The 21,902-nt window shown below is 60.4% G+C and carries 16 protein-coding genes and 1 pseudogene; 10 read left to right on the top strand and 7 right to left on the bottom strand.

The window, feature by feature from the left end:
- The first annotated feature begins 62 nt into the window (after nt 1-62).
- The 6 genes from ABIB91_RS30550 to ABIB91_RS30575 are packed head-to-tail and all read left to right on the top strand — an operon-like array spanning nt 63 to nt 4,763.
- A complete protein-coding gene (locus tag ABIB91_RS30550; RefSeq protein WP_007601971.1) occupies nt 63-932 on the top strand; it encodes a branched-chain amino acid ABC transporter permease in 870 nt (289 codons plus the stop codon).
- A gap of 8 nt (nt 933-940) precedes the next feature.
- The gene (locus ABIB91_RS30555) at nt 941-1,969 is read left to right on the top strand and encodes a branched-chain amino acid ABC transporter permease (RefSeq protein ID WP_354170010.1); all 1,029 of its coding nucleotides are present in this window, start codon (nt 941-943) and stop codon (nt 1,967-1,969) included.
- The gene (locus ABIB91_RS30560; RefSeq protein WP_354170012.1) at nt 1,966-2,721 is read left to right on the top strand and encodes an ABC transporter ATP-binding protein; all 756 of its coding nucleotides are present in this window, start codon (nt 1,966-1,968) and stop codon (nt 2,719-2,721) included. The genes ABIB91_RS30555 and ABIB91_RS30560 overlap by 4 nt, the downstream gene beginning before the upstream one ends.
- Nucleotides 2,714-3,430, top strand: coding sequence for an ABC transporter ATP-binding protein (locus ABIB91_RS30565; RefSeq protein WP_354170014.1), 717 nt, complete (start codon nt 2,714-2,716; stop codon nt 3,428-3,430). Before ABIB91_RS30560 ends, ABIB91_RS30565 begins: the two co-directional genes overlap by 8 nt.
- 21 nt (nt 3,431-3,451) lie before the next feature.
- Nucleotides 3,452-4,570, top strand: coding sequence for a cobalamin-independent methionine synthase II family protein (locus ABIB91_RS30570; RefSeq protein ID WP_354170016.1), 1,119 nt, complete (start codon nt 3,452-3,454; stop codon nt 4,568-4,570).
- Between the two features lie 7 nt (nt 4,571-4,577).
- Nucleotides 4,578-4,763: a hypothetical protein gene (locus ABIB91_RS30575; RefSeq protein WP_354170018.1), complete on the top strand. Its 186-nt coding sequence runs from the start codon at nt 4,578-4,580 to the stop codon at nt 4,761-4,763.
- A 726-nt stretch (nt 4,764-5,489) separates the two neighbouring features.
- Here ABIB91_RS30575 and ABIB91_RS30580 read toward each other — a convergent pair.
- From ABIB91_RS30580 to ABIB91_RS41770, 7 genes and pseudogenes are all read right to left on the bottom strand, one after another.
- Complete coding sequence (locus ABIB91_RS30580; RefSeq protein WP_354170020.1) at nt 5,490-6,011, bottom strand: hypothetical protein; 522 nt, start codon at nt 6,009-6,011, stop codon at nt 5,490-5,492.
- A gap of 210 nt (nt 6,012-6,221) precedes the next feature.
- Entirely contained in the window at nt 6,222-8,825 is a 2,604-nt protein-coding gene (locus ABIB91_RS30585) for a hypothetical protein (RefSeq protein WP_354170022.1), read from the bottom strand.
- Nucleotides 8,826-8,927: 102 nt separating this feature from the next.
- Nucleotides 8,928-11,675 (bottom strand): hypothetical protein, encoded by a 2,748-nt coding sequence (locus ABIB91_RS30590; protein WP_354170024.1) that lies wholly within the window; start codon nt 11,673-11,675, stop codon nt 8,928-8,930.
- Nucleotides 11,558-12,307: a class I SAM-dependent methyltransferase gene (locus tag ABIB91_RS30595; RefSeq protein WP_354170026.1), complete on the bottom strand. Its 750-nt coding sequence runs from the start codon at nt 12,305-12,307 to the stop codon at nt 11,558-11,560. The genes ABIB91_RS30590 and ABIB91_RS30595 overlap by 118 nt, the downstream gene beginning before the upstream one ends.
- A 10-nt stretch (nt 12,308-12,317) precedes the next feature.
- Nucleotides 12,318-13,781, bottom strand: coding sequence for a glycosyltransferase (locus ABIB91_RS30600; RefSeq protein ID WP_354170028.1), 1,464 nt, complete (start codon nt 13,779-13,781; stop codon nt 12,318-12,320).
- A gap of 161 nt (nt 13,782-13,942) precedes the next feature.
- The gene (locus ABIB91_RS30605) at nt 13,943-14,785 is read right to left on the bottom strand and encodes an FkbM family methyltransferase (protein WP_354170030.1); all 843 of its coding nucleotides are present in this window, start codon (nt 14,783-14,785) and stop codon (nt 13,943-13,945) included.
- A 113-nt stretch (nt 14,786-14,898) separates the two neighbouring features.
- Nucleotides 14,899-15,942: pseudogene (locus ABIB91_RS41770) on the bottom strand (tetratricopeptide repeat protein); the annotation flags it as partial.
- A gap of 172 nt (nt 15,943-16,114) precedes the next feature.
- Here ABIB91_RS41770 and ABIB91_RS30625 point away from each other — a divergent pair.
- The 4 genes from ABIB91_RS30625 (at nt 16,115) to ABIB91_RS30640 (ending at nt 21,895) form a co-directional block, all read left to right on the top strand.
- The gene (locus ABIB91_RS30625; protein WP_354170038.1) at nt 16,115-17,470 is read left to right on the top strand and encodes a hypothetical protein; all 1,356 of its coding nucleotides are present in this window, start codon (nt 16,115-16,117) and stop codon (nt 17,468-17,470) included.
- A 60-nt stretch (nt 17,471-17,530) separates the two neighbouring features.
- The gene (gene metK / locus ABIB91_RS30630; protein WP_354170040.1) at nt 17,531-18,727 is read left to right on the top strand and encodes a methionine adenosyltransferase; all 1,197 of its coding nucleotides are present in this window, start codon (nt 17,531-17,533) and stop codon (nt 18,725-18,727) included.
- A 127-nt stretch (nt 18,728-18,854) separates the two neighbouring features.
- Nucleotides 18,855-20,276 carry an adenosylhomocysteinase gene (gene ahcY, locus ABIB91_RS30635; protein ID WP_354170042.1) on the top strand — a complete coding sequence of 474 codons (1,422 nt, stop codon included), beginning with the start codon at nt 18,855-18,857 and terminating at the stop codon, nt 20,274-20,276.
- Nucleotides 20,277-20,434: 158 nt separating this feature from the next.
- Nucleotides 20,435-21,895 (top strand): flavin-containing monooxygenase, encoded by a 1,461-nt coding sequence (locus ABIB91_RS30640; RefSeq protein WP_354170044.1) that lies wholly within the window; start codon nt 20,435-20,437, stop codon nt 21,893-21,895.
- Nucleotides 21,896-21,902: the final 7 nt, after the last annotated feature.

Below are 21,902 nucleotides of genomic sequence, written 5' to 3' on the forward strand. Positions count from 1 at the left end.
TCGAACCAAGAACGTGGATGGCCGGGACGGCCCGGCCATGACGATAACGCTAAGCTGAGACGATGACCTCAATCCTCACCAACCTGTTCGATGGCGTTGCCTACGGCATGCTGCTGTTCGTGCTGGCTTGCGGGCTCGCGGTTACGCTTGGTTTGATGAACTTCGTCAATCTCGCCCATGGCGCCTTCGCCATGGCCGGTGGCTATGTCTGCATGGTGCTGGTCAACCGAATGGGCTGGCCATTCTTCGCTGCATTGCCGCTTGCTTTCGTCTCCTCCGCTGCGATCGGCATTGTGCTCGAGCGCACGCTGTACCGACACCTCTATGCGCGCAGCCATCTCGACCAGGTGCTGTTCACGATCGGCCTCACGTTCATGTCGGTCGCGGCCGTCGATTACATCCAGGGTTCGTCGCGGGTCTTCATCAACCTGCCGGCGGCGCTCCAGGGTCAGTTCGACCTGTTCGGCGTTGGCATCGGCCGCTACCGGCTGATGATCATCGTGATCTGCGGGCTGCTCACCATCGGTCTCCAGATGGTGCTGGCCAAGACGCGGTTCGGCAGCCGCCTGCGCGCCGCGGTCGACGATCCCCGCGCCGCGAGCGGCCTCGGCATCAACGTGCCGCAGGTGTTCGCCTTCACATTCGCTTTTGGCTGCGGCCTGGCCGGTCTCGGCGGCGCGCTGAGCGCCGAGATCCTCGGCCTCGACCCGTACTTTCCGCTGAAGTTCATGATCTACTTCCTGATTGTGGTCACCGTCGGCGGCTCGTCCTCGATCACCGGCCCGTTCCTGGCCTCGCTGCTGCTCGGCATCGGCGACGTCGCCGGCAAATATTACGTCCCGAAGATGGGACCTTTCGTGATCTACACCATGATGATCGTGATCCTGATCTGGCGCCCGAACGGTCTGTTCGGCCGCACGGCCGCGCGTTGAGTTCGCCGATGAGCGCCTCCTCCGACGTCGGCTATCACGCCCAGCGCCAGGCACGCTGGCACTATGGCGAGGCCGCTTTCTGGCTGATCGTGCTGGCCTGCGGCTTCGTATTTCCCACGCGTTATTTGATCATGACGGACATCCTGCGGCTCGCGCTGTTTGCGATGTCGCTCGATCTGATCCTCGGCTACGCCGGCATCGTCTCGCTCGGCCATGCCGCCTTCTTCGGCGTCGGCGCTTACGCGGCGGGGCTTCTCGCGCTGCACGGGATCATCAACGAGCCCGTCCTTGCGCTTGTTGTCGCCGGCCTTGTCGCGATGGTGCTCGGCTTCGCCACCAGCGTCCTGGTGATCCGTGGCGTCGATCTCACGCGGCTGATGGTGACGCTCGGCATCGCGTTGCTGCTTGAGGCATTGGCCGAACGCTTCTCCAACATCACCGGTGGCACCGACGGCCTGCAGGGTATCGAGATGCAGCCGATCTTCGGCGAGATCCCGTTCGACATGTTCGGCAAGACCGGCTTCTTCTATTCGCTCGCCGTTCTGTTCTTGTTGTTCCTGTTCGCCCGCCGCGTCGTGCATTCGCCGTTCGGGCTGTCATTGCGCGCGATCAAGAACAATCCGCTGCGCGCGGCCGCCATCGGCATTCCCGTCAACCGCCACCTGATTGCGATCTACACGCTCGCCGCGTTCTATGCCGGCATCGCAGGCGCGCTGTTCACCCAGACCACCGCGATCGCCTCTCTCGATGTGTTCGCCTTCGAGCGCTCGGCGGACCTGATGCTGGTGCTCGTCATCGGCGGCACCGGCTATCTCTATGGCGGGCTGATCGGCGCAGTGCTGTTTCGCATGCTCCAGGAGTTGTTCTCGACCATCACCCCGCAATACTGGCAATTCTGGATCGGCCTCGTGCTGGTCGCGATCGTCCTGATCGGACGGCAGCGCCTGCATCGCTGGATGCTGTATGTGCCCAATCTGGTCATCAGGCAGATAGCCGGGCGCAAGGCCGTCGTCGCCGCGCCGGAGAGCGACGCATGACTATCGCGCTCGAAACCCAGAATCTCGAAAAGCAGTTCGGCGGTCTGCGCGTCACCCGCGACTTGTCGCTAAAAATCGAACAAGGCGCCCGCCACGCGCTGATCGGCCCGAACGGCGCCGGCAAGACCACGGTCATCAACCAGCTCACTGGCGTGCTCAAGCCGAACTCGGGCCGCATCCTGCTCGAAGGCCAGGACGTCACGGATCTGCCCGTGCACAAGCGCGTGTTGCGCGGCCTGTCGCGTACCTTCCAAATCAACCAGCTCTATCCCGACCTGACCCCGCTCGAGACCATCGGTCTCGCTGTCTCTGAGCGCCTAGGCCATGGCGGCGACTGGTGGCGGCGGATGGGCACGCGCAGGGACGTCAACGGCGAGATCGCCGACCTCCTGACGCGTTTCCACCTGCTCGACGTCATGAACGAGCAGACCGTGACGCTGCCTTATGGCAAGCAGCGCCTGCTCGAGATCGCGGTCGCGATCGCCGCCAAGCCGCGCGTGCTGCTGCTGGACGAGCCCGCCGCCGGCGTGCCCGAGAGCGAGCGCCACGACATCCTCGCCGTCGTCGGTAGCCTGCCGCGCGATGTGACCGTGCTACTGATCGAGCACGACATGGACCTCGTGTTCTCTTTCGCCGACCGCATCTCTGTCCTGGTCTCCGGCGCGCTGCTCACCGAAGGCCCGCCCGAGCAGGTCGCGCGCGACCCGCAAGTGAAGGCGGTCTATCTCGGCGAGGAGGCGGTCAATGTCTGACCTGCTCGCGATCGACTCGCTTCGCGCCGGTTACGGCGAGGCCGTGGTGCTGCCGAACATGTCCCTGCGTCTCGCCGAAGGCCAGGTGCTGGCGCTGTTGGGGCGCAACGGCACCGGCAAGACCACGCTGATCAACTCGATCGTTGGCGTCACCCGTCGCTTCTCCGGGACCGTCGGGCTGGCCGGTACCGACGTCACCACCTTGCGGCCGGACCAGCGGGCGCGCGCCGGGATCGGCTGGGTGCCCCAGGAGCGCAACATCTTCCGCTCGCTCACGGTGGAGGAGAACATGTCCGCAGTGGCCCGGCCCGGCCCCTGGACCGTCGAGAGGGTCTACGAGATGTTCCCGCGGCTGAAGGAGCGGCGGAGCAATTTTGGCAACCAGCTCTCCGGCGGCGAGCAGCAGATGCTGGCGATCGGTCGCGCGCTGACCCTCAATCCGAAAGTGCTTCTCCTGGACGAGCCGACCGAGGGCCTTGCCCCCATCATCGTCGAGGAGCTCTTGAGAGCGATCGGGACCATCACGCGGGCGGGCGGCATCTGCTCGATCATCGTTGAGCAGAATGCCCAAAAGATTCTGGGGCTGGCCGACCGTGTTGTGATATTGGAGCGCGGAACGATCGTCCACGACGCCCCGAGCGCCGCGCTGAAGGCCGACCCGTCGGTCCTCGAGCGCCACCTCGGCGTCGCAGGGGCGGCGGCCCACTAAAAAATTCACGGGAGTTTAAGAATGCAGCGAACCAAAGCCCCCTTCCGCGCCGACGAGGTCGGCAGCCTCCTGCGCCCCGCCAAGATCAAGGAAGCCCGCGCCAGGCTGGAGAAAGGCGAGATCTCGGCCGACGACCTGCGCAAGATCGAGGACATGGAGATCGAGAAGGTCGTGCATAAGCAGGCTTCGCTTGGCCTGAAGCTCGCAACCGACGGCGAATTCCGCCGCTCCTGGTGGCATTTCGATTTCCTGGCCAAGCTCACCGGCTGCGAAATGTTCCACCCTGACACCGGCATCCAGTTCGCGGGCGTCGAGACCCGGCATGACGCGGTACGCGTGATCGGCAAGCTCGACTTCCCGGATGACCATCCGATGCTGGATCACTTCCGCTTCCTGAAGAAGGTCGCCGACCAGGCCCACGTGACCGCCAAGATGACGATCCCGTCGCCGGCGGTGCTGCATTTCCGTGGCGGCCGCAAGGCGATCTCCAAGGACGTCTATCCCGATCTCGACGCCTTCTACGAGGACCTCGGCAAGACCTACCGCAAGGCCGTGAAGGCGTTCTATGACGCCGGCTGCCGCTATCTCCAGTTCGACGACACCGTGTGGGCCTATCTCTGCTCGCCGGACGAATTGCAGAAGGCGCGCGAGCGCGGCGACAATTCCGAGGGTCTCCAGCAGATCTATGCGCGCGTCATCAACTACGCGCTGGCCGAGAAGCCCGCCGACATGGTGGTGACAACGCACGTCTGCCGCGGCAATTTCCGTTCGACTTGGATTTCGTCAGGCGGCTACGAGCCGGTTGCTGAGACCATGCTCGCCGGCACCAATTACGACGGCTATTTCCTCGAATACGACAGCGACCGCGCCGGTGGCTTCGAGCCGCTGCGCTTCCTGCCCAAGGGCAACAAGGTCGTCGTGGTCGGCGTCATCACCTCGAAGTTCGGTGAACTCGAGAACAAGGACGCCATCAAGCGCCGTCTCGAGGAAGCCGCCAAGTTCGCGCCGCTGGAGCAGCTCGCACTCTCCCCGCAATGCGGTTTTGCCTCGACGGAAGAGGGCAACGTCCTCTCCGAAGAGGAGCAGTGGGCCAAGCTCAGCCTCGCGGTCGAGATCGCCAGGGAAGTTTGGGGGAAATAGGGTTTCCATGCTCATTCTCGCGGCGCGTCCGATCACCCAGCTTTCCCCGCGCAATGGCTTTAACGGCTTCTCCGTGCTCTCGCCGGCCACGAATCTTCATGTCACCGTCCTTCCCGAATTAAAGATTAATCCAAGCCGGTGGGCCGACTTGGTCGTCCTTGAGGGGCGCGGATTTCAGCCTGGGATGAACTGAAGTCGTGCAAGAGCTTCAGCCACCGCCGCCGCTTCGCCTCTCTGCTGGCCTCTAGAGCTAGTCGGTGTGTACTATCAGCGATCGGAGGTTGCCATGACTCTGCTTTTTTGACGTAGAAGCAGTACTTGCCATGCGACTGCGATTATCCCACCGCTAGAGCTCGAAGCCCGGCAGGAACGTCGCGACGTTCCACGATCTCCGCCGGCACGATGTAAGAAGGCCGCTGTTACGCGCGGAGCTGCCGTGCGAAGGTCAGGTAATGGCGGGAATCAATTCATCGCTTTGGTTTGTTCGCCGCGCGCCGAACCTTTCGATATCGATCCACAGGGAGCACGGCCAGCCAAAGCAGCGCAATGCTGAATGCGACGGTCGCGCAGACATACCGACGTTATTCGGTGCCGTCACATCGCGCGTGTCTCGGTACATCATCTCTCTTATAAAAATGCGACAGATACATCGGATAGCTCAATTCGCCGATCATGCTGTCCCATGCCGATCCGCGCGACAGGGCGAGCAGAAAGGGACAGGATACGGCGACCATTGCGAGTATGTTTCCGTTCAATAGGAATGGAATTTGCCAAAGCGTCGTCAAGTGTAGATGATGGTACACGATGATGATCGCCAGCACTCCCAGGCAAATCATGCCAGCCCTTCGGAAGGGACGCCCCACGCTCCAACCACCTACCCGCAAAATAGCTTAGGCCACCGGCGGCAAACAACATCATTTCAGCAGGCGAGAAACGTTAGAGCCAGGGATCGCGCGTTGGCAGCGACCAAAGACCGATCGCGACTCGAGTGAGCAATCCTAAACCGAACAATGTGATCAGCCGTGCCGGCGACCGGCAAACGAACGGCGCTATCAGGTAGAACGTCAATTCGACCCCGAGGCTCCACGTTTGCGGAATCAGCAAAAGCTTTCCACATCGGGTTGCCGGGCTCGGTGCCAAAGTGGGAGGTTCGATAAAGTGTGCCGTCGGGACTGATTGCGAAAGACAACAAAAAGTCCTGAAAGAAAATCGTGCAGTCACTCACAATCACGAAGAGTGCAGCCGGAACATCCAGGTTTGAGACGCTCTCGAACCAGACAGGCCTCTCGACCAGCATGAGGGATGCCGCCGCCACTGCCACATATGCTGGCCAAAGCCGCAGATAGCGGCTCACGTAGAAGCGAAAAACGCTCAGATATTCGGCGCGGGTGTTGAGTACTAATGTAATCAGGAAGCCCAAGACTACGTAGAAGGCCTGCACGGCGGTTTATGCCTGAAAGCAAGTCGATGCCGAACAGTTGGCTGCCGGGAGCGTGAGTAACAACGACACCAAAGGGCCAGCAGAAATCGTAAAGTTTCCCATCTGACAGCCCTTGGCTATTCCCCGCCCTGTTAGCGGCCCGTTCTTAGTGTGCAACCGTTCCGTGAACAAGACGCGCTTCACGCCCCTTGAAAGTCGCAGCTGCGATCGTCAGCGATCGGACGGCTGCCAGGGCTCCGCCTTCGTCACGTAGAACCAGTAGTCACCAGCGCCGTTGTTTTTGTCGCCCCATCGCTTAAGATTGAAATGCCAAGCTGGAACTTCACGACGTTCCATGACCTCCGGTGGCACAATGTATAGGACACCGAGGTCGCTGCCGCCCTTCTCCACGCGCGGAGCAAAAACAAAGCCAAACGGCAAGGGTGGCAACACCGGGTGAATTAGACCTTGGTAATACTCGAGGCCGCTCTGCCCGATAATGGCGTCGAAGTCCGCCAGATGAAGGGACGGGACATCGTCGCGAATAGGCTGGTCGTCATTAATTACGAGGAAGCCGGACATCCGTGGGCCTCCGAAGACTAAAGCCTCGCTTCGTGCCGGGAGCGGGGTTGCACTCGCCATGGTCCCAGTGGACGAAAAATGATGGGCTAACCAGGGAACGCAAACAAAGAGCACTGCCATCGCAATTAATCCAATGAGGCCGTTTCGTGAAAATCGGGAGTCCGACGGCAGTTCCGCCGGAGTTGATGCCAGGTTGCTCATCCCCAGCGCAAAGAACAGCGCCATCGTCGGATGACTCGCGGCGAGGACGCGCGATCCTTCTTCGAGGTAGATAATACAGGACGATGCCACGAGGCTCGCCCAGAGAAGTATCCAGAACGTGACTTCGACAGCCTTGGCTCTTCGCATCGTGCCGTGCAGGAGGCCAATCAGGGATATCGCGACCAGTACGTTCGGAAACAGCCAGGCGGGAAAATCGATAGCCCTTGTGTAACCCTGCCACATGACGCTCGGATATTCCGTAGCGAACGTTTGGGCGCCCTCCGCTAGTCGCTGGAAAAAGGGTCCAGGGTGCGCACGGAGATGCGTCCAAGCCGCGGAATAGAGTTGCCGCGCAACAGTATCTTCGCTGCCTTGAACAGCGGTGCCTTCTTCAGCGAGCTTCTTGAGGCAACCATCCCATGTTGTTCCCATCGACAGCCCGCAGAGCACGTAAGAGAAGTTGCCCGTGCTCGGACTGGGACCTGCTCCATAAGCATTCTGCAGCAGGGAATTAAGCCCGAAAACACCAAGCAAAACGCAAGTTGCTGCGACAGCGATCCTTAGTTTCGCTCCGATGCCCTTGCCGAATTGCCAAATCAGCCACATCACGAGAGCAGGAATCGTGAACATGCTTCCCATTCGCGTCATCAGAGCGACGCTCGTCATCGTAAACGCCAGCAGCGCTGCCGTTACGGAATGATCACGAAAGGCTCTGATAAAGAAAGGGATGGACAATAACGCCCAGAACACGCCCAGCGGTTCGGTCAGCGTTGTCGGCACGAAGATGCGATCAAAAATATAGGTCAGAGCAAAAAAAGCTATTGCGGCCCAGATGCCGCGCCACACGACGATCGCATAGGTGGCGAGACAAACAGCGCCCGCGACCACACAAGCCTGCAATATCAACATTGACGGCAACGAGAAGTTGCCAAAGATGAGAAGAACCGATCTGAAACCGGCGGCCAGAGGTCGCCGCAGCGCGATGGGGGACCAGACGCCATCCTTCACTTGATCGAAGGCACCCGCCAGATATCCGGCCGCGTCCGAGAATGGAATCAGGCCTCCGATGTTCGCGTAGTCGAGGTCGCCCGGCCTGACAATTCCGGCCCACATTGCGCTGGTGCAAAATACAAATGCGGACGCGGCAACCGGAAATCCGCACCAGGCGAGAAGCCGTTGCAGCGACTGCTCGGTCGATTCCAGCAACGGCTGGTGGTGACGCGCAGCCAGCCCGATGAACCAGTTTGTCGCAGTCCCCCAGCCCGCCAACATTAGAAGCAGATAGCCAAAATAAGGCTCATACCTGGCCGCCCACTCCGCGACCGGCGACCAACGAATCAATACAGTGGTCGGGAGGGCCCAACCCGCTGCCAATGCATAGAGGATAGACAGGAGATATACAGCTGAAGCGATCAGGCCAGCCCAGCAAAGCCCAAATAACATCAGGTGCGGCGCTGTTATTACGATCGCCTTTGGTCGGTCCCCAAGGCGTGCCGCGAGCGATTTGAGCGGACTAGAGTATATGGAATAGCCGACCAGGGCGCTCAAAATTGCCAGTGCATAGCTAACCCAGGCTCTCGGCCGTACCTTGTATCGAACTGTTGCTGCTGTCTTTGGATCATTCGTCAAGTCAGGAGGAAGTGAGAAGATCACTTGAGCGCCCCAGTGGCTGAAGCCAGTCGTCTTGCCGGTCCGAATCTTTTCGTGCAACGTGTGCGGAGGTCCCATTTCGCGGCCATTGATGCGAAAGTCGAGAAAGGACTGAAAAGGTTTCTCGCCGTTGTCGCCGCTCAGCGGCTGCCTCCACCACGGAGCGGGCGCCTCCTGCGGGACATCTAATATAAACGAAGCTCGCGCCGGATTCGTCTCCGCCGCGAAGGGGCCGACAATTGTGAATTCCTTTCGCCAGGCACCGAGCTGAAGCGCCAGCGACACGAGTGTCAACACGACGAGCGGCCAGAATATCAGCCTCGCACCGAATAGCATCCAGCCGTGCAAGCGGATAGAAGACGGCCCGATGGCAATTTCACCTGTTCGAAATAGCCGCTGCATCCCTACACGCGCTCCATCATGCGGAATGCCAGATGCCTTCGGAGATCCTGGCGTTGATCTCCCCTGCGTCCACACAAACTCGCGGTAAGCGGCCTCGCACAGCTATTTTGGATCCAGCGGTTGCCACGGCTCAGCCTTTGTCACGTAGATCCAATAGTCGTCAGTGTCGTCCTGTTTGTCGAACCATCGCTCGAAATCTGGTTTTTCGCGCCATCGCTTGAGATCGAAATGCCAGACTGGAACTTCACGATGTTCAACCACCTCCGCTGGCACGATGTAAAGGAGGCCGCTGTTGCTGCCACTCTCCACGCGCGGAGCAAAGACGAAGCCAAACGGCAGCGGCGGCAGCATCGGGTGAACTAGTTCTTGATATTGTTCCACGCCGCTCTGTGTGATGATGGCATCGAAGTCCGCCAGATGAAGCGACGGTACGTCGTCGCGAAGAGGCTGGTTGTCCTCGACTACGAGAAAGCCGGACATTCGGTGTCCCCCGAAGACAAAAGTCTCGTTTGGTTTTGGGAGCGGGATTGCGCTTACTAAGGCCGAGATGGGAGAGAAGCGATGAGCTATCCACGGAACGCAAACAAAGAGCATTGCCGCAGCGATTAATCCAACGAAACCGTTTCGTGCTAGTTGAGAGCGCGAGGTGGATTTCGCCGGTAGCTGTGCCAGGTTGCTCATCCCCAGCGCAAAGAAAAGCGCCATCATCGGATGGCTCGCGGCGAGAGAGCGTGCGCCGTCATCAAAGTAGATCAAGGAGGACGAAACCACGATGCTTGCCCAGAGAAGAGTCCAGAACGTAAGTTCGACAGCGTTGGCTCTTCTCGCAGCGCCGTACAAAAATCCGGTGAGGGCCATCGCAGTCAGTACATTCCGAAGTAGCCAATCAGGCGCGTTGATCCGTCCGTAGCCCCTCCAAACTACCTCGGGAAATTGCGTAGCGAAGGCCTGAGCGCTATCGGTCAGTCGCCGGATAAAGGTTCCGGGCTGCGCGCGAAAATTTCTCCAGGCCGCCGAATACAGTTGCCGCGTACGGTCATCTTCGGAGCCTTCAATGGGGGTGCCTTCTGCGGCAAGTTTTTTGACACAGCCGTCCCATGTTGTCCCGATCGACAATCCGCAGAGCACGTAAGCAAAGTTCCCGGTGCTGGGACTAGGACCTCTTGCATAAGCTCTTTGCAGTAGCGAATTGAGCACGAAAACGCTGAGCAAAATGCAGATCGCTATGGTGCCAGTCCTGATTTTTGCCGCGGGGCCTTTGCCGAATTGCCAAACCAGCCACACTGCTAGTGCGGGAATCGTGAACATGCTGCCCATTCGCGTCGTCAGCGCCACGGTCGTCATCGCAAACGCCACCAGCGCCGCGTTAACCGAGTGATCACGGAAAGCCTTGATGAAAAACGGGATCGACAACAGCGCCCAGAACAAGCCAAACGGCTCAGTGAGAGCAGTGGGCACAAAGTAGCGGCTGTAGATATACGTCAACCCAAGAAAGGCTACGCTGGCCCAGACGCCGCGCCACGCGGCGATGGCATGGGTCGCGAAGCAGGCGGCCCCTGCTACCAGACAGGCTTGCAAGATGAGCATGAGTTGCACGGAAGAATTACCAAGAAACAAAAGAACAGATCTAAAAGCCGCAGCCAAGGGCCGCCGCAGGGCCGGCGCGTTCCAAACGCCGTCCTTTACCTGATCGAAGGCGGCGGCGAGATAATTGCCCCCGTCCAGAAAGGGAAGCAGACCGCCAATGTTGGTCGCGTTCGGGTCCCCCGGTCTGACGAGTCCCGCCCATATCGCGCTCATGCAAAGAACAAGGGCACACGCGGTGATCGGAAATTCGCACCATGCGAGAAGCCGTTGCAGCGACTGTTCGTTTGATTCGATCGCTCCCTGGTGAAGCGGATTCGAGCCGACGAGCCACGTCGTTACCGTCCCGAGGCCGGCCAGCATCAAAAGTGGATAGCCGAAATAGGGCTCATTGCTGGCGGCCCATTCGGTGACTGACGACCAATGAATGAGCGCGGTCGTTGGCAGCGCCCATCCCGTTACCAAGGCATAGAGGCTCGAGAGGATATATACCGCAGAGGCGACCAAGCCGGCCCAGCAAAGTCCCGACAATATCACGTAAGGCACTTTTAGGACCCCCGCCCTGATTGGCTCTCCACAGCGTTCCGTGACCGCTCTGAGCGGACCGGAGCATACAAAATAGCCCAGCAGGGTGCTCAGAACTGCCAGGGCGGATGTCACCCAAATCCTCGGCCGTACTTTGTACCGAAGTGTTGCTGTTGTTTCCGGGCCATTCTTGATGTCAGGGGGAAGCGCGAAGATTATTTGGCGCCCCCAGTGGCTGAAGCCGGTCGTGTGACCTGTCCGAATCGTTTCGTGCAGGGTATGTGGCGGCCCCATCTCGCGGCCGTTGATGCGCAGCTTTAGGGATGATTTAGAGAGATTGCCGCCGTCGTCTCCGATCAGCGGCTGCCTCCACCACCGAGCGAGTCCATCCGCGGGGAGCTCTAATACGAGGGAAGCCCGTGGCGGATTCGTCTCCTCTGCAAATGGTCCGGAGACGTTGAATTCGCTCTGCCAGCCACCGAGCTGAAGCGCTAGCGATACCAGCGTCAACACGATAAGCGGCCAGAATATCAGCCTGGCTCCGAACAGCATCCGGTCATGGATGCGGCGGATAGAAGCGAGCTCGATAGCAAATCCGGAAATCCGCAACAGCTGCTTGCACCCTATATTCGCTCGACTATAACGATCATCCGAAATGCCAGATGCTTTCGGAGAATTGCGGGCACCAAGTTCTCGAATGCCAGCGTCGGGCTTACCAGCGCTGCTGGAATCAATGACCATTTCTGAAATCCGCCGCTCATCGGATAGGCAAACAGGCTGTGCCAGTCCACACTTCGGACGCGCAACGAGGGAATCGTCTCCTCGACACGCCGACGCGCCGGCGCGGTGGCAAACAGGAGGGTGGGAATAGCCTGATTGGCGTCGAAAGGGTCCCGGTCGGGATTGATCGCCACCGAAGCAAATGGGTCGGCATTCATATCCACAGGCTCTTCGTGATACCGATCGTAGAACCTGCGCGCCAGCGTTGTCATCGCGGGCTCGATCATGACCAGTCTTCCACCAGGTTTCAGCACGCGCGACGCTTCCTTGAGGAATTCGATCGGGCGCTCAAGATGGTGCAAGACATCGAGCATCACCACGCCGGCAAAGAGGCCGTTCCCGAATGGTAGCCGGTGAGCGTCGGCGACCACGTCGATACCCGGAAAGGACAGAATATCGACAGAGACAACGTCGGAACGAGTTTCCTTAATATGGGCGGTGCCGCCGCCGATGTCGAGGACGGCGCCTTCGGGACAGCTCTCAAAAAGCTGCCGATGGTAGTCGCGGTAAAGGAGCCGTAGCGCCTTCTTTGTCTCCCATACGTCCCGATGAATGATCTGGCGTTGATTCAATCCGTCGGCGCTGTTCGTCATGGCTCACCGCTCAAACGGCCTTGAGTTTGCGATACGCGAACCAAACCATCTTCAACAACAGCCATCCGTCACGGAATCGGGAAATCTGAGTTTCGCCGAACGTCCGCGCCTTGTAATGAATCGGTGTCTCGATGATTTTGAGGTTTTGCTTCGCGGCGCCGAAGATTAGATCGAAATCGCCGAACGGGTCGAAGTTGCCGAAATAGTCGCGCTCCCGGGCCAGCACCTCGTAGTCCTTTCGCAAAAGTACCTTGGTGCCGCAGAGCGTGTCCGTCAGCCGCGTATTCACCAGGTAACTGAACATATAGGCAAAGCAGCGGTTGGCGATGAAATTGAGCGGCCGCATCGCCTCATTTTCCATGGGATAAATCAGGCGGGTTCCGTTCACGAATTCGGCCTTTCCGCTCTCGATGATTGCATGGTACTTCGGCAGCATTTCCGGGGGCATCGTCAGGTCGGCATCCAGAATCATCAGCACGTCGCCGTTCGCTGCTGCGAAACCTTTCCGGACCGCATCGCCTTTGCCCTTGCCCTCCTGCTTCATCACCTTGATGTCCCAGCTATCACTGTAGGCCTCGCGTACCCGCTCGCACTCCTCAAAGGTGCCGTCGCGCGAATTCCCCTCCACGAACAGTATTTCCTGGTTCGCGGCAAATCTCGGCATTCGCAAAATGGCGTTTTCGATATTGCCCTTTTCGTTCCGGCAAGGGATAACGATGCTCACCGATAGTTTCCGATCTGGAAATGGCAGCACCGGACGTCCGACGATATAGGTTCTCAGGCACAGATTTCTGATGCCGGGCAGCGGCGCGATGAACTGGTTGATGAAGGGACCAACTCCCAACCATCGCCTTGGCAGCAATTGCCTTTGCTCCTGACTGATCACTTCGAAATCCGCGAGGTCCATCAGATTCAGAAAGTCAGTCGTCGCAATAAAATTGATTCTTGGTTGCTTGCTGCGCAAACGCAGTAGTTCGGCAAATTTCAGAATCGGCTCCCATAGGTGGGAGTAATAGGCGATGATGATCCGTGTCGACGGCGTGCACAAATGATGCACTTGTCTTAATGTACCATCGATATCTTCAAACATGCCGATGGTGTCGGCGATCACGATGTAATCGAATGGTCCTTCGATCCCGGCCAGCGTAGCCGGATCTTCAACATCGCCCAGAACGAAATGAAGGTGGGGGAACGACTCGCGCGCCTTGGCAATGGTCTTGGCGCTGAAATCGATGCCGACGCCGTAAGAGGGCTGCAATGCGGCGAGTAGACGCGCGGTGCCGCAGCCGAGTTCCAGAACCCGTTTGCCGGGCGGAATGAGAAATCGCATGAACTTGCGGTCGTCTTCATGGTAGGCGGCATTGAACTTGCGCCAGTGTTCCAGGTCATCGAGATTAGTATCTACGTGTTCCAGTAATTCCCGCTTGCGCAGGCTGCTCAACTGCAGCGGAACGGCAGAGTGCGCTAGATTCATTGCAGCCTCAGATCGTGTCGGGACTTGCGTCCGTATTGATGGATCGGTCAAATGCCGTGTTGGTCCCTTGCCCCGGCACGCGCCCGGCTTTTGTAGACTGAACCAGCTTCGAACTGCAACCAGGGAGCGCAAGGGGCTGATTGCGTGAAGTTCCGAGTGGATCAGCCCACACGCGCGATGATGTTCACGCTTTCACCGCTCGAAACCATCCCCTGCAGCTCCTTGGCCGAGGAAGGCAGCCGCTTTTGCGTCCGCTCATCGTAAAACGAGTAGCCATTCGGAATGAAGTAGGAAAGAAGCTGGTCCAGCGAGGCCCCCCGTTCCTCAAGCACATAGGGCGCCAGTTCCATCACGAAGATTGGGCGCGTATCGCGAAGCAATGAAGTGGCGCCTTGCAGTACGTCACATTCAAAGCCGTCCACATCAAGTTTGACCAGCTGAACCTTGCGATCAGCCCCCTGTGCCAGAACGTTGTCGAGACTCCGCGCCTGTGCCGATTCCGTCTGCATTTCGCGGCCAAGATGCTTGGCATGCAATCCGGCCTCGGCTGCAAGCGGCCAACTGGAATAAATCGCGTTCGGAACGGGGGTCGCGTCATTGGCCGTCAGGAAGCAATGGAGCGCTTCCACCCGGGAGGCAAGCGTTGGATTGAGATCGAGATTGCGTCGAAGCTTTCGGAATGCAAATTCGGTCGGCTCGAACGCGATGACTCGCCCATTTGGACCAACGAGCTTAGCCAAGCGCAACGTGTGCGCCCCGATATTTGCGCCGATATCGAGCACGAGAGAGGAGGGCTCGGCCAATTTGCTCAGAGCGACTGCAGTGCTGCGCTCGAAAATTCCGCCGAGATAGATGGCAAAATCTATGCCCTGAGAGAGGTCCAGATCATAGCTTATGCCGTCCCTGACCACGACCTGCCGGTCGGTTCGGCCGAGCAGCGTGCGCCCGGCATGAACCGCGTGATAAATCATGCGGGCAAGGCCAATTTTGTGGGCCGTCTTCATCAATGGGTCCCGGGTGGCGCCTCAGCGAAGGGGTATGCCTAGCTGATGAGCGATCCAGTGTAAACGCGCCAACCCTGCAAATGAGGAATTGACCCCTGTGGCGACCCCATTCGGCTCTTGGCCACGGCGCGCGCGTCGTTAGGCAGATTGAGCAGTGCCTTGACGTGCGCATAGGCGCCGTTGCCGATGATCAGCGCCATCCGCGGGCCGCGAACGGCCGGAGCAGGCGATAGGCACTGACGCCCCGCCAGTCTGCGGCGCCGGCGCCGACGTGGGCTGGGTCGGCGCATCGCGCGGGATTGGCGGCTGCATCCGTCACTAGCGACAGCCGCACCTTTGTGGTGGTTGGCCGTGCTGCCGGCATCAGATGCCATGATCCCCTCGCGCGGGTGTAATCGCCCTTGGTCTCATAGGCCTGCGCGCGGGCGGGTAACGCGACATCAGCACGTTGTTCGGCGCCATCATAATGTTGGCGGGCGGCTTCTCCTTGGTCAGCCGGATGGCTCGGAGCCGTCGGCAATGGCGCGATCGAGATCGCCTCTCGCACACCAGATTGCGGAGCCGTTGATCAGTGGCTGCGGCAGCGTCGGATCGAGCCGGATCGCCTGGTTGATGTCGGTCAGCGTGCCGTTGAGATCCCCGAGCGCCTCCTTCGCGATTCGCGGTTCTGGAACGACAATGCCGATTTCGACTGCAGCTTGATCGTGGCGTCGCAATCGGCGATCGCCTTGGCGTAATCGCCCTTGCCGCGCCAGCATTGCCGCGGTTGTGGAAGATGGTGCCGCTGGACGGGCCGAGCTTCAGCGCACGAAATCCGCGGTCGCGACGTCGAGCTCGCCCTTGTCATAGTCGGCAGAGCCGCGCTGATTGTGGGGCGCTTGGCTCGGCTGCAGCCGGATCGCTTCCGTGGCGTCGGTGATGACCTTTGGGTAGTCCCCCCTTCTTGTTCCAGCCGACTGCGCGCCAGAAATAGACCGTCGCGAGCTAGCCCTTGAACACCTTCAGCGCGAGATCTTGGTGCAGGCATCGATCATCTGGTCCGCCGGCGTGGTGTCGGTGGTGCAGAGCGGCCCCAGCTGGTTGCGCGCCTGCGCAAAAGCTGGCGCCGACCACAGGGTTGCGGCAAGCAGGCAGAGCGTGATGAGCAGGCGACGCATTGGCGGTGGTCCCGTAGAGGAGAGGCGTCTGTTTGTTGCCCGGCAGGGGAAGGTGGTTCACGGCTCCCTGTTGTACACACGGCAAACGGGGGGCGGCCTACCCCTATTCCCTCGGTGGGCAGATTTTGCTAGGAGGCACTACCCAATCCCTCTGCCCACTGCGTCCCACTCCATGAAGAATGACGAAATCCTAAGCCAAATCACCGAGTTTTGCCGTAAGGCGGACATGGCGGAGTCGACGTTCGGCCGGCGCGCGGTGAACGATGGGAAGCTCGTGCACCGCCTGCGCGAGGGCAAGCGCATCACGATCGACACCCTGGACCGGATCCAGGCCTACATGGCTGCATCGATGGTCGGCGGTGTGCCGCCGCCGCGGGGGCTTCAGGTGCCCCCGGAAAAGCGCGATCCGCGCGGCAATTTCCGCTTTTTCGAGAACCGGCAGAAATACCTGCTGTTCGTCCACACTTGCAGTGAGAAGCGGGTGGTCGCCGAGCGCGTGGCGCTGGAGCTTGCCAGCATCCATCCCCGGCCCCCGGCGTTGCGCGTGTTCGATGCCGGCGTGGGCGACGGCACGGTACTGGCACGCGTGCTGCGCTCGATGCATCAGCGCTTTCCGCACATGCCGTTCTATGTCGCCGGCAAGGAACTCAGTCTCGAGGACCTCCGCCTGACGCTGGACAAGGTGCCGGATCGCATTTTCGAGCATCCGGCCTCGGTGTTCGTTTTTACCAACATGCTCTACGCGGAGGCGCCCTGGCTCACGCCGGCATCGCCCGCGGCGGCCGCGGCGACCGTTTGGCACGAGGTTCCCCTGCGGGGGGCTTCCTCGGGCGAGTTCGAGACGCAAATCGCGGAGTTGAAGCCGTTTTTGGAGCAGAACTGGCGCGCGGCTGTCAGCCCGCGCACGGGGATGCCGCTCTATGAGCGGCCTGTCGTGCTGGTGCTGTACCGTGAAGACCAGCGGTTTCTGCTCGATTCGACCATACCGCGGCCGGGCCAGGCCGAGGCCAATTTCGACCTCGTTATTGCATCCCAGCCATACCGCGCGCTGTCCTCGGTCAATTTCAGGGCAAAACGGATTATTGCGCCCCTGGCGCGGGCCTTGCGGGCAGGCGGCCGCCTGATCGGTATTCACTCCCACGGCCAGGATCCGGGCATGGAGATGATCCAGGCGATCTGGCCCGGAGAAAATCCTTTCTCGGTGAGCCGTCATGAGCTATTGCGCGCGGTGAAGTACGAGCTCGGCTCGGTGGGCCGCGACTTAAATTTTAATGCTTACGCAGATAACCGCTCGATCTTCAGGTATGATATGGAAGCGCTGCCCAACGAGGTGACGGGTACTATCGGAACCTCGACAGCCTTTGCAGCCTGGAATGCGGCGGTGTATGTCGCTCAGATTGAGGACGACCGGTTGACGGAAATGACTCAAAACGGCCGCACTCTGGACGCCGCCAGGGACGTGCTGCGAAAGTACAATGGGCTCTGGTTTCTCGACGAATCCTACGTCATCTCGCGCCGGCGTGATTGACATCATTCAAAGCTAAATATCGCAACGCCCGCCAGCTAGCGGCGGAACAAGGGGTTACTGATGCGCGCGTCCTATCTCTTCACCAGCGAGTCCGTGTCCGAAGGCCATCCGGACAAGGTGTGCGACCGGATCTCCGACGAGATCGTCGATCTGTTCTACCGCGAAGGACCGAAAGCAGGCATCGATCCCTGGCAAATCCGTGCCGCCTGCGAAACGCTCGCGACCACCAACAAGGTCGTGATCGCCGGTGAGACCCGCGGTCCTGCATCCGTCACCAATGAGCAGATCGAAGGCGTCGTGCGCGCCGCGATCAAGGACATCGGCTACGAGCAGGAAGGTTTCCACTGGGAGAAGGCGGACATCGAGATCCTGCTGCATCCGCAGTCGGCCGACATCGCGCAGGGCGTCGATGCGCTGCAGCCGGGCGAAGTCAAGGAAGAGGGCGCGGGCGACCAGGGCATTATGTTCGGCTACGCCACTAACGAGACGCCGGATCTGATGCCGGCGCCGATCTTTTACGCCCACAAGATCCTGCGCCTCATCTCGGAAGCGCGCCACTCCGGCCGCGAGAAGGTGTTGGGCCCGGACTCCAAGAGCCAGGTCACGGTGCAGTACGAGAACGGTAAGCCGGTCGGCGTGCGCGAGATCGTGGTGTCGCATCAGCATCTGATCGAGGACATCTCGTCCAAGCAGATTCGCGACATCGTCGAGCCCTACGTGCGCGAGGCGCTGCCGAAGGAATGGATCACTGCGAAGACCATCTGGCACATCAACCCGACCGGCAAGTTCTACATCGGCGGTCCCGACGGCGATTCCGGCCTGACCGGCCGCAAGATCATCGTCGACACCTATGGTGGCGCGGCCCCGCACGGCGGCGGCGCGTTCTCCGGCAAGGATCCGACCAAGGTCGACCGCTCCGCGGCTTACGCCGCCCGCTATGTCGCCAAGAACATCGTCGCGGCCGGTCTTGCGGATCGCTGCACGCTGCAGCTCGCCTACGCCATCGGCGTGGCGCGTCCGCTGTCGATCTACATCGACACCCACGGCACCGGTAAGGTGTCGGAGGATCAGCTCGAGAAGGCCGCGGCCAAGGCGATGGATCTCACCCCGCGTGGCATCCGCAGCCATCTCGATCTCAACCGCCCGATCTACGCGCGCACCTCCGCCTATGGCCATTTCGGCCGTACTCCCGACAACGAGGGCGGCTTCTCCTGGGAGAAGACCGATCTCGTCGAAGCGCTCAAGCGCGCGGTCTGATCACCGACGACCTTTCGGGGCGCCGCGATAGCGGCGAACCCGGAATTCCTAATCGATCGCCTCGAGATTCCGGGCTCGCCCCTCCAGGGTGACCCGGGATGACCAATTCAACAACAGGACGCCCGCAATGAACGCGAAGCCCGGCTTCACCGATTACATCGTCAAGGACATTTCGCTCGCCGATTTCGGCCGCAAGGAGCTCTCGCTCGCCGAGACCGAGATGCCCGGCCTGATGGCCACCCGCGAAGAATATGGCCCGAAGCAGCCGCTGAAGGGCGCGCGTATCGCCGGCTCGCTGCACATGACGATCCAGACCGGCGTGCTGATCGAGACGCTGGCCGCGCTCGGCGCCGACATCCGCTGGGTCTCCTGCAACATCTATTCGACGCAGGACCACGCCGCGGCGGCGATCGCAGCCGCCGGCATTCCGGTATTCGCCGTCAAGGGTGAGAGCCTTACCGAGTACTGGGACTACACCGCCAAGCTGTTCGACTGGCACGGCGGCGGTCACCCGAACATGATCCTCGACGACGGCGGTGACGCCACCATGTACGTCCATCTCGGCCTGCGCGCCGAGACCGGCGACACCAAGTTCCTGGACAAGCCGGGTTCGGAAGAAGAGGAAGTCTTCTTCGCGCTTCTGAAGAAGCAGCTCAAGGAGAAGCCGAAGGGCTACTTCGCGGAGATCGCCAAGAGCATCAAGGGCGTTTCCGAAGAAACCACCACGGGCGTGCATCGTCTCTACGACATGCAGAAGGCTGGCACGTTGCTATGGCCCGCCATCAACGTCAACGACAGCGTCACCAAGTCGAAGTTCGACAACCTCTATGGCTGCCGTGAATCGCTGGTCGACGGCATTCGCCGCGGCACCGACGTGATGATGTCCGGCAAGGTTGCGATGGTCGCGGGCTTCGGCGACGTCGGCAAGGGTTCGGCCGCCTCGCTGCGCCAGGCCGGCTGCCGCGTCATGGTCTCCGAAGTCGATCCGATCTGCGCGCTGCAGGCGGCGATGGAAGGCTATGAAGTCGTGACCATGGAAGACGCCGCGCCCCGCGCCGACATCTTCGTCACCGCGACCGGCAACAAGGACATCATCACGATCGAGCACATGCGCGCAATGAAGGATCGCGCCATCGTCTGCAACATCGGTCACTTCGACAATGAGATCCAGATCGCGGGTCTGCGTAACCTGAAATGGACCAACATCAAGCCGCAGGTCGACGAGATAGAGTTCCCCGACAAACACCGCATCATCATGCTGTCGGAAGGCCGCCTCGTGAACCTCGGCAACGCGATGGGCCATCCGTCCTTCGTGATGTCGGCCTCCTTCACCAACCAGACGCTGGCGCAGATCGAGCTTTTCGCCAACAACAAGGACGGCAAGTACAAGAAGGAAGTCTACGTGCTGCCGAAGTCGCTCGACGAAAAAGTCGCGCGCCTGCACCTCGCCAAGATCGGCGTCAAGCTCACCGAACTGCGCAAGGACCAGGCCGATTACATCGGTGTCAAGCAGGAAGGTCCGTACAAGTCGGACCATTACCGCTACTGATCCGCTGATCGTATCTATTTTCGATGCAAGGCCCCGGAGCGATCCGGGGCTTTGTTGTCTTGAGCGTGACGCACGCGTCTCCCCGAGGTTGTCTCAGGCCGATTGCCAGTTGACGAGCAATGATCCCGGTCAGACAATCCTTGGCAGCGGAGGAAACAATGGCTCAAGACCATTTCGACGTGCTGATCGTCGGTGCCGGCCTGTCCGGCATCGGCGCGGGCTATCATCTTCAGACCAAATGTCCGACCAAGAGCTACGTCATCCTCGAGGGACGCGACCGTATCGGCGGCACCTGGGACCTGTTTCGCTATCCCGGCGTCCGCTCCGACAGCGACATGTTCACGCTCGGCTATTCCTTCAAGCCCTGGACCGATCCGAAGGCGATCGCCGACGGCGCGCAAATTCTCAGCTACGTTCGCGAAACCGCAGCCGAGAACGGCATCGAGAAGCACATTCGCTTTCACCATCGGGTCGAGCGTGCGGCGTGGTCGACGAGTGAGGCGCGCTGGACCGTCGAGGCCGAGCGCATCACCGGCGAGGGCGTGGCACAAACCGTGCGCTTCACCTGCAATTTCCTGTTCATGTGCTCGGGCTATTACAAATACGAGGCGGGCTACACGCCGGAGTTTCCGGGGTTCGCGGATTTCGCCGGCCGCATCGTGCATCCGCAGAAATGGACCGACGACATCGACTGCGCCGGCAAGCGCGTCGTCGTGATTGGCTCGGGCGCGACCGCGGTGACGCTGGTGCCGGAGCTCGCCAAGACGGCCGCGCAGGTCACCATGCTGCAGCGCTCGCCGACCTATGTGGTGTCGCGCCCTGCACAGGATCCCGTCGCCAACAAATTGCGGCGCAATCTGCCGACGCGGCTTGCCTATCACCTGATCCGCTGGCGCAACGTGATGTGGGGGATGTTCTTCTTCCAGCTCAGTCGGCGCCGCCCTGCGAAGGTGAAGGAGCTGGTTCTCAAGGGCGTGCAGATGGCGCTCGGCCCCGACTACGACGTCGCGACCCATTTCACGCCACGCTACAATCCGTGGGACCAGCGGCTCTGCCTTGTGCCGGATGGCGACCTGTTCAAGGCGATCCGCGAGCAGCGCGCCTCCGTAGTCACCAAAGAGATCGACACGTTCACGCACGATGGTATCCGCCTGAAGGACGGCAGCGAGCTTGCGGCGGACATCATCGTGACCGCGACGGGACTGGTGCTCCAGGTCGTCGGCGGTCTTGACATCAGTGTCGACGGCCGCGCCGCGGATTTCGCCAACACGCTGACCTACAAGGGCATGATGTATGCCGACGTGCCCAACATGGCTTCTGCGTTCGGCTACACCAACGCATCATGGACGCTGAAATGCGACCTCACCTGCGAATATGTCTGTCGGCTCATCAACTACATGGACCGGCACAATTTCCGGCAGTGCATGCCACATAATGACGATCCCACGATCACGGCGCAGCCGTCGCTCGATTTCACCTCGGGTTATGTGCAGCGCTCGGTCGCAAAGATGCCGAAGCAAGGCTCGAAGCAGCCGTGGCGGCTCTACCAGAACTACGCGCTCGACATCGTCTCCTTGCGGTTCGGCCGGATCGACGACGGCGTGATGCAATATTCCTGATCGCGAC

Source organism: Bradyrhizobium sp. JR4.3 (assembly GCF_040547695.1).
GTDB lineage: Bacteria > Pseudomonadota > Alphaproteobacteria > Rhizobiales > Xanthobacteraceae > Bradyrhizobium > Bradyrhizobium canariense.

What these genes read in the sequence shown, in the direction of transcription:
- ABIB91_RS30550 (WP_007601971.1), top strand. Translation starts at nt 63, where the DNA reads ATGACCTCAATCCTCACCAACCTGTTCGATGGCGTTGCCTACGGCATG.
- ABIB91_RS30555 (WP_354170010.1), top strand. Translation starts at nt 941, where the DNA reads ATGAGCGCCTCCTCCGACGTCGGCTATCACGCCCAGCGCCAGGCACGC.
- ABIB91_RS30560 (WP_354170012.1), top strand. Translation starts at nt 1,966, where the DNA reads ATGACTATCGCGCTCGAAACCCAGAATCTCGAAAAGCAGTTCGGCGGT.
- ABIB91_RS30565 (WP_354170014.1), top strand. Translation starts at nt 2,714, where the DNA reads ATGTCTGACCTGCTCGCGATCGACTCGCTTCGCGCCGGTTACGGCGAG.
- ABIB91_RS30570 (WP_354170016.1), top strand. Translation starts at nt 3,452, where the DNA reads ATGCAGCGAACCAAAGCCCCCTTCCGCGCCGACGAGGTCGGCAGCCTC.
- ABIB91_RS30575 (WP_354170018.1), top strand. Translation starts at nt 4,578, where the DNA reads ATGCTCATTCTCGCGGCGCGTCCGATCACCCAGCTTTCCCCGCGCAAT.
- ABIB91_RS30585 (WP_354170022.1), bottom strand. Translation starts at nt 8,825, where the DNA reads ATGCAGCGGCTATTTCGAACAGGTGAAATTGCCATCGGGCCGTCTTCT.
- ABIB91_RS30590 (WP_354170024.1), bottom strand. Translation starts at nt 11,675, where the DNA reads ATGGTCATTGATTCCAGCAGCGCTGGTAAGCCCGACGCTGGCATTCGA.
- ABIB91_RS30595 (WP_354170026.1), bottom strand. Translation starts at nt 12,307, where the DNA reads ATGACGAACAGCGCCGACGGATTGAATCAACGCCAGATCATTCATCGG.
- ABIB91_RS30600 (WP_354170028.1), bottom strand. Translation starts at nt 13,781, where the DNA reads ATGAATCTAGCGCACTCTGCCGTTCCGCTGCAGTTGAGCAGCCTGCGC.
- ABIB91_RS30605 (WP_354170030.1), bottom strand. Translation starts at nt 14,785, where the DNA reads ATGAAGACGGCCCACAAAATTGGCCTTGCCCGCATGATTTATCACGCG.
- ABIB91_RS30625 (WP_354170038.1), top strand. Translation starts at nt 16,115, where the DNA reads ATGAAGAATGACGAAATCCTAAGCCAAATCACCGAGTTTTGCCGTAAG.
- metK (WP_354170040.1), top strand. Translation starts at nt 17,531, where the DNA reads ATGCGCGCGTCCTATCTCTTCACCAGCGAGTCCGTGTCCGAAGGCCAT.
- ahcY (WP_354170042.1), top strand. Translation starts at nt 18,855, where the DNA reads ATGAACGCGAAGCCCGGCTTCACCGATTACATCGTCAAGGACATTTCG.
- ABIB91_RS30640 (WP_354170044.1), top strand. Translation starts at nt 20,435, where the DNA reads ATGGCTCAAGACCATTTCGACGTGCTGATCGTCGGTGCCGGCCTGTCC.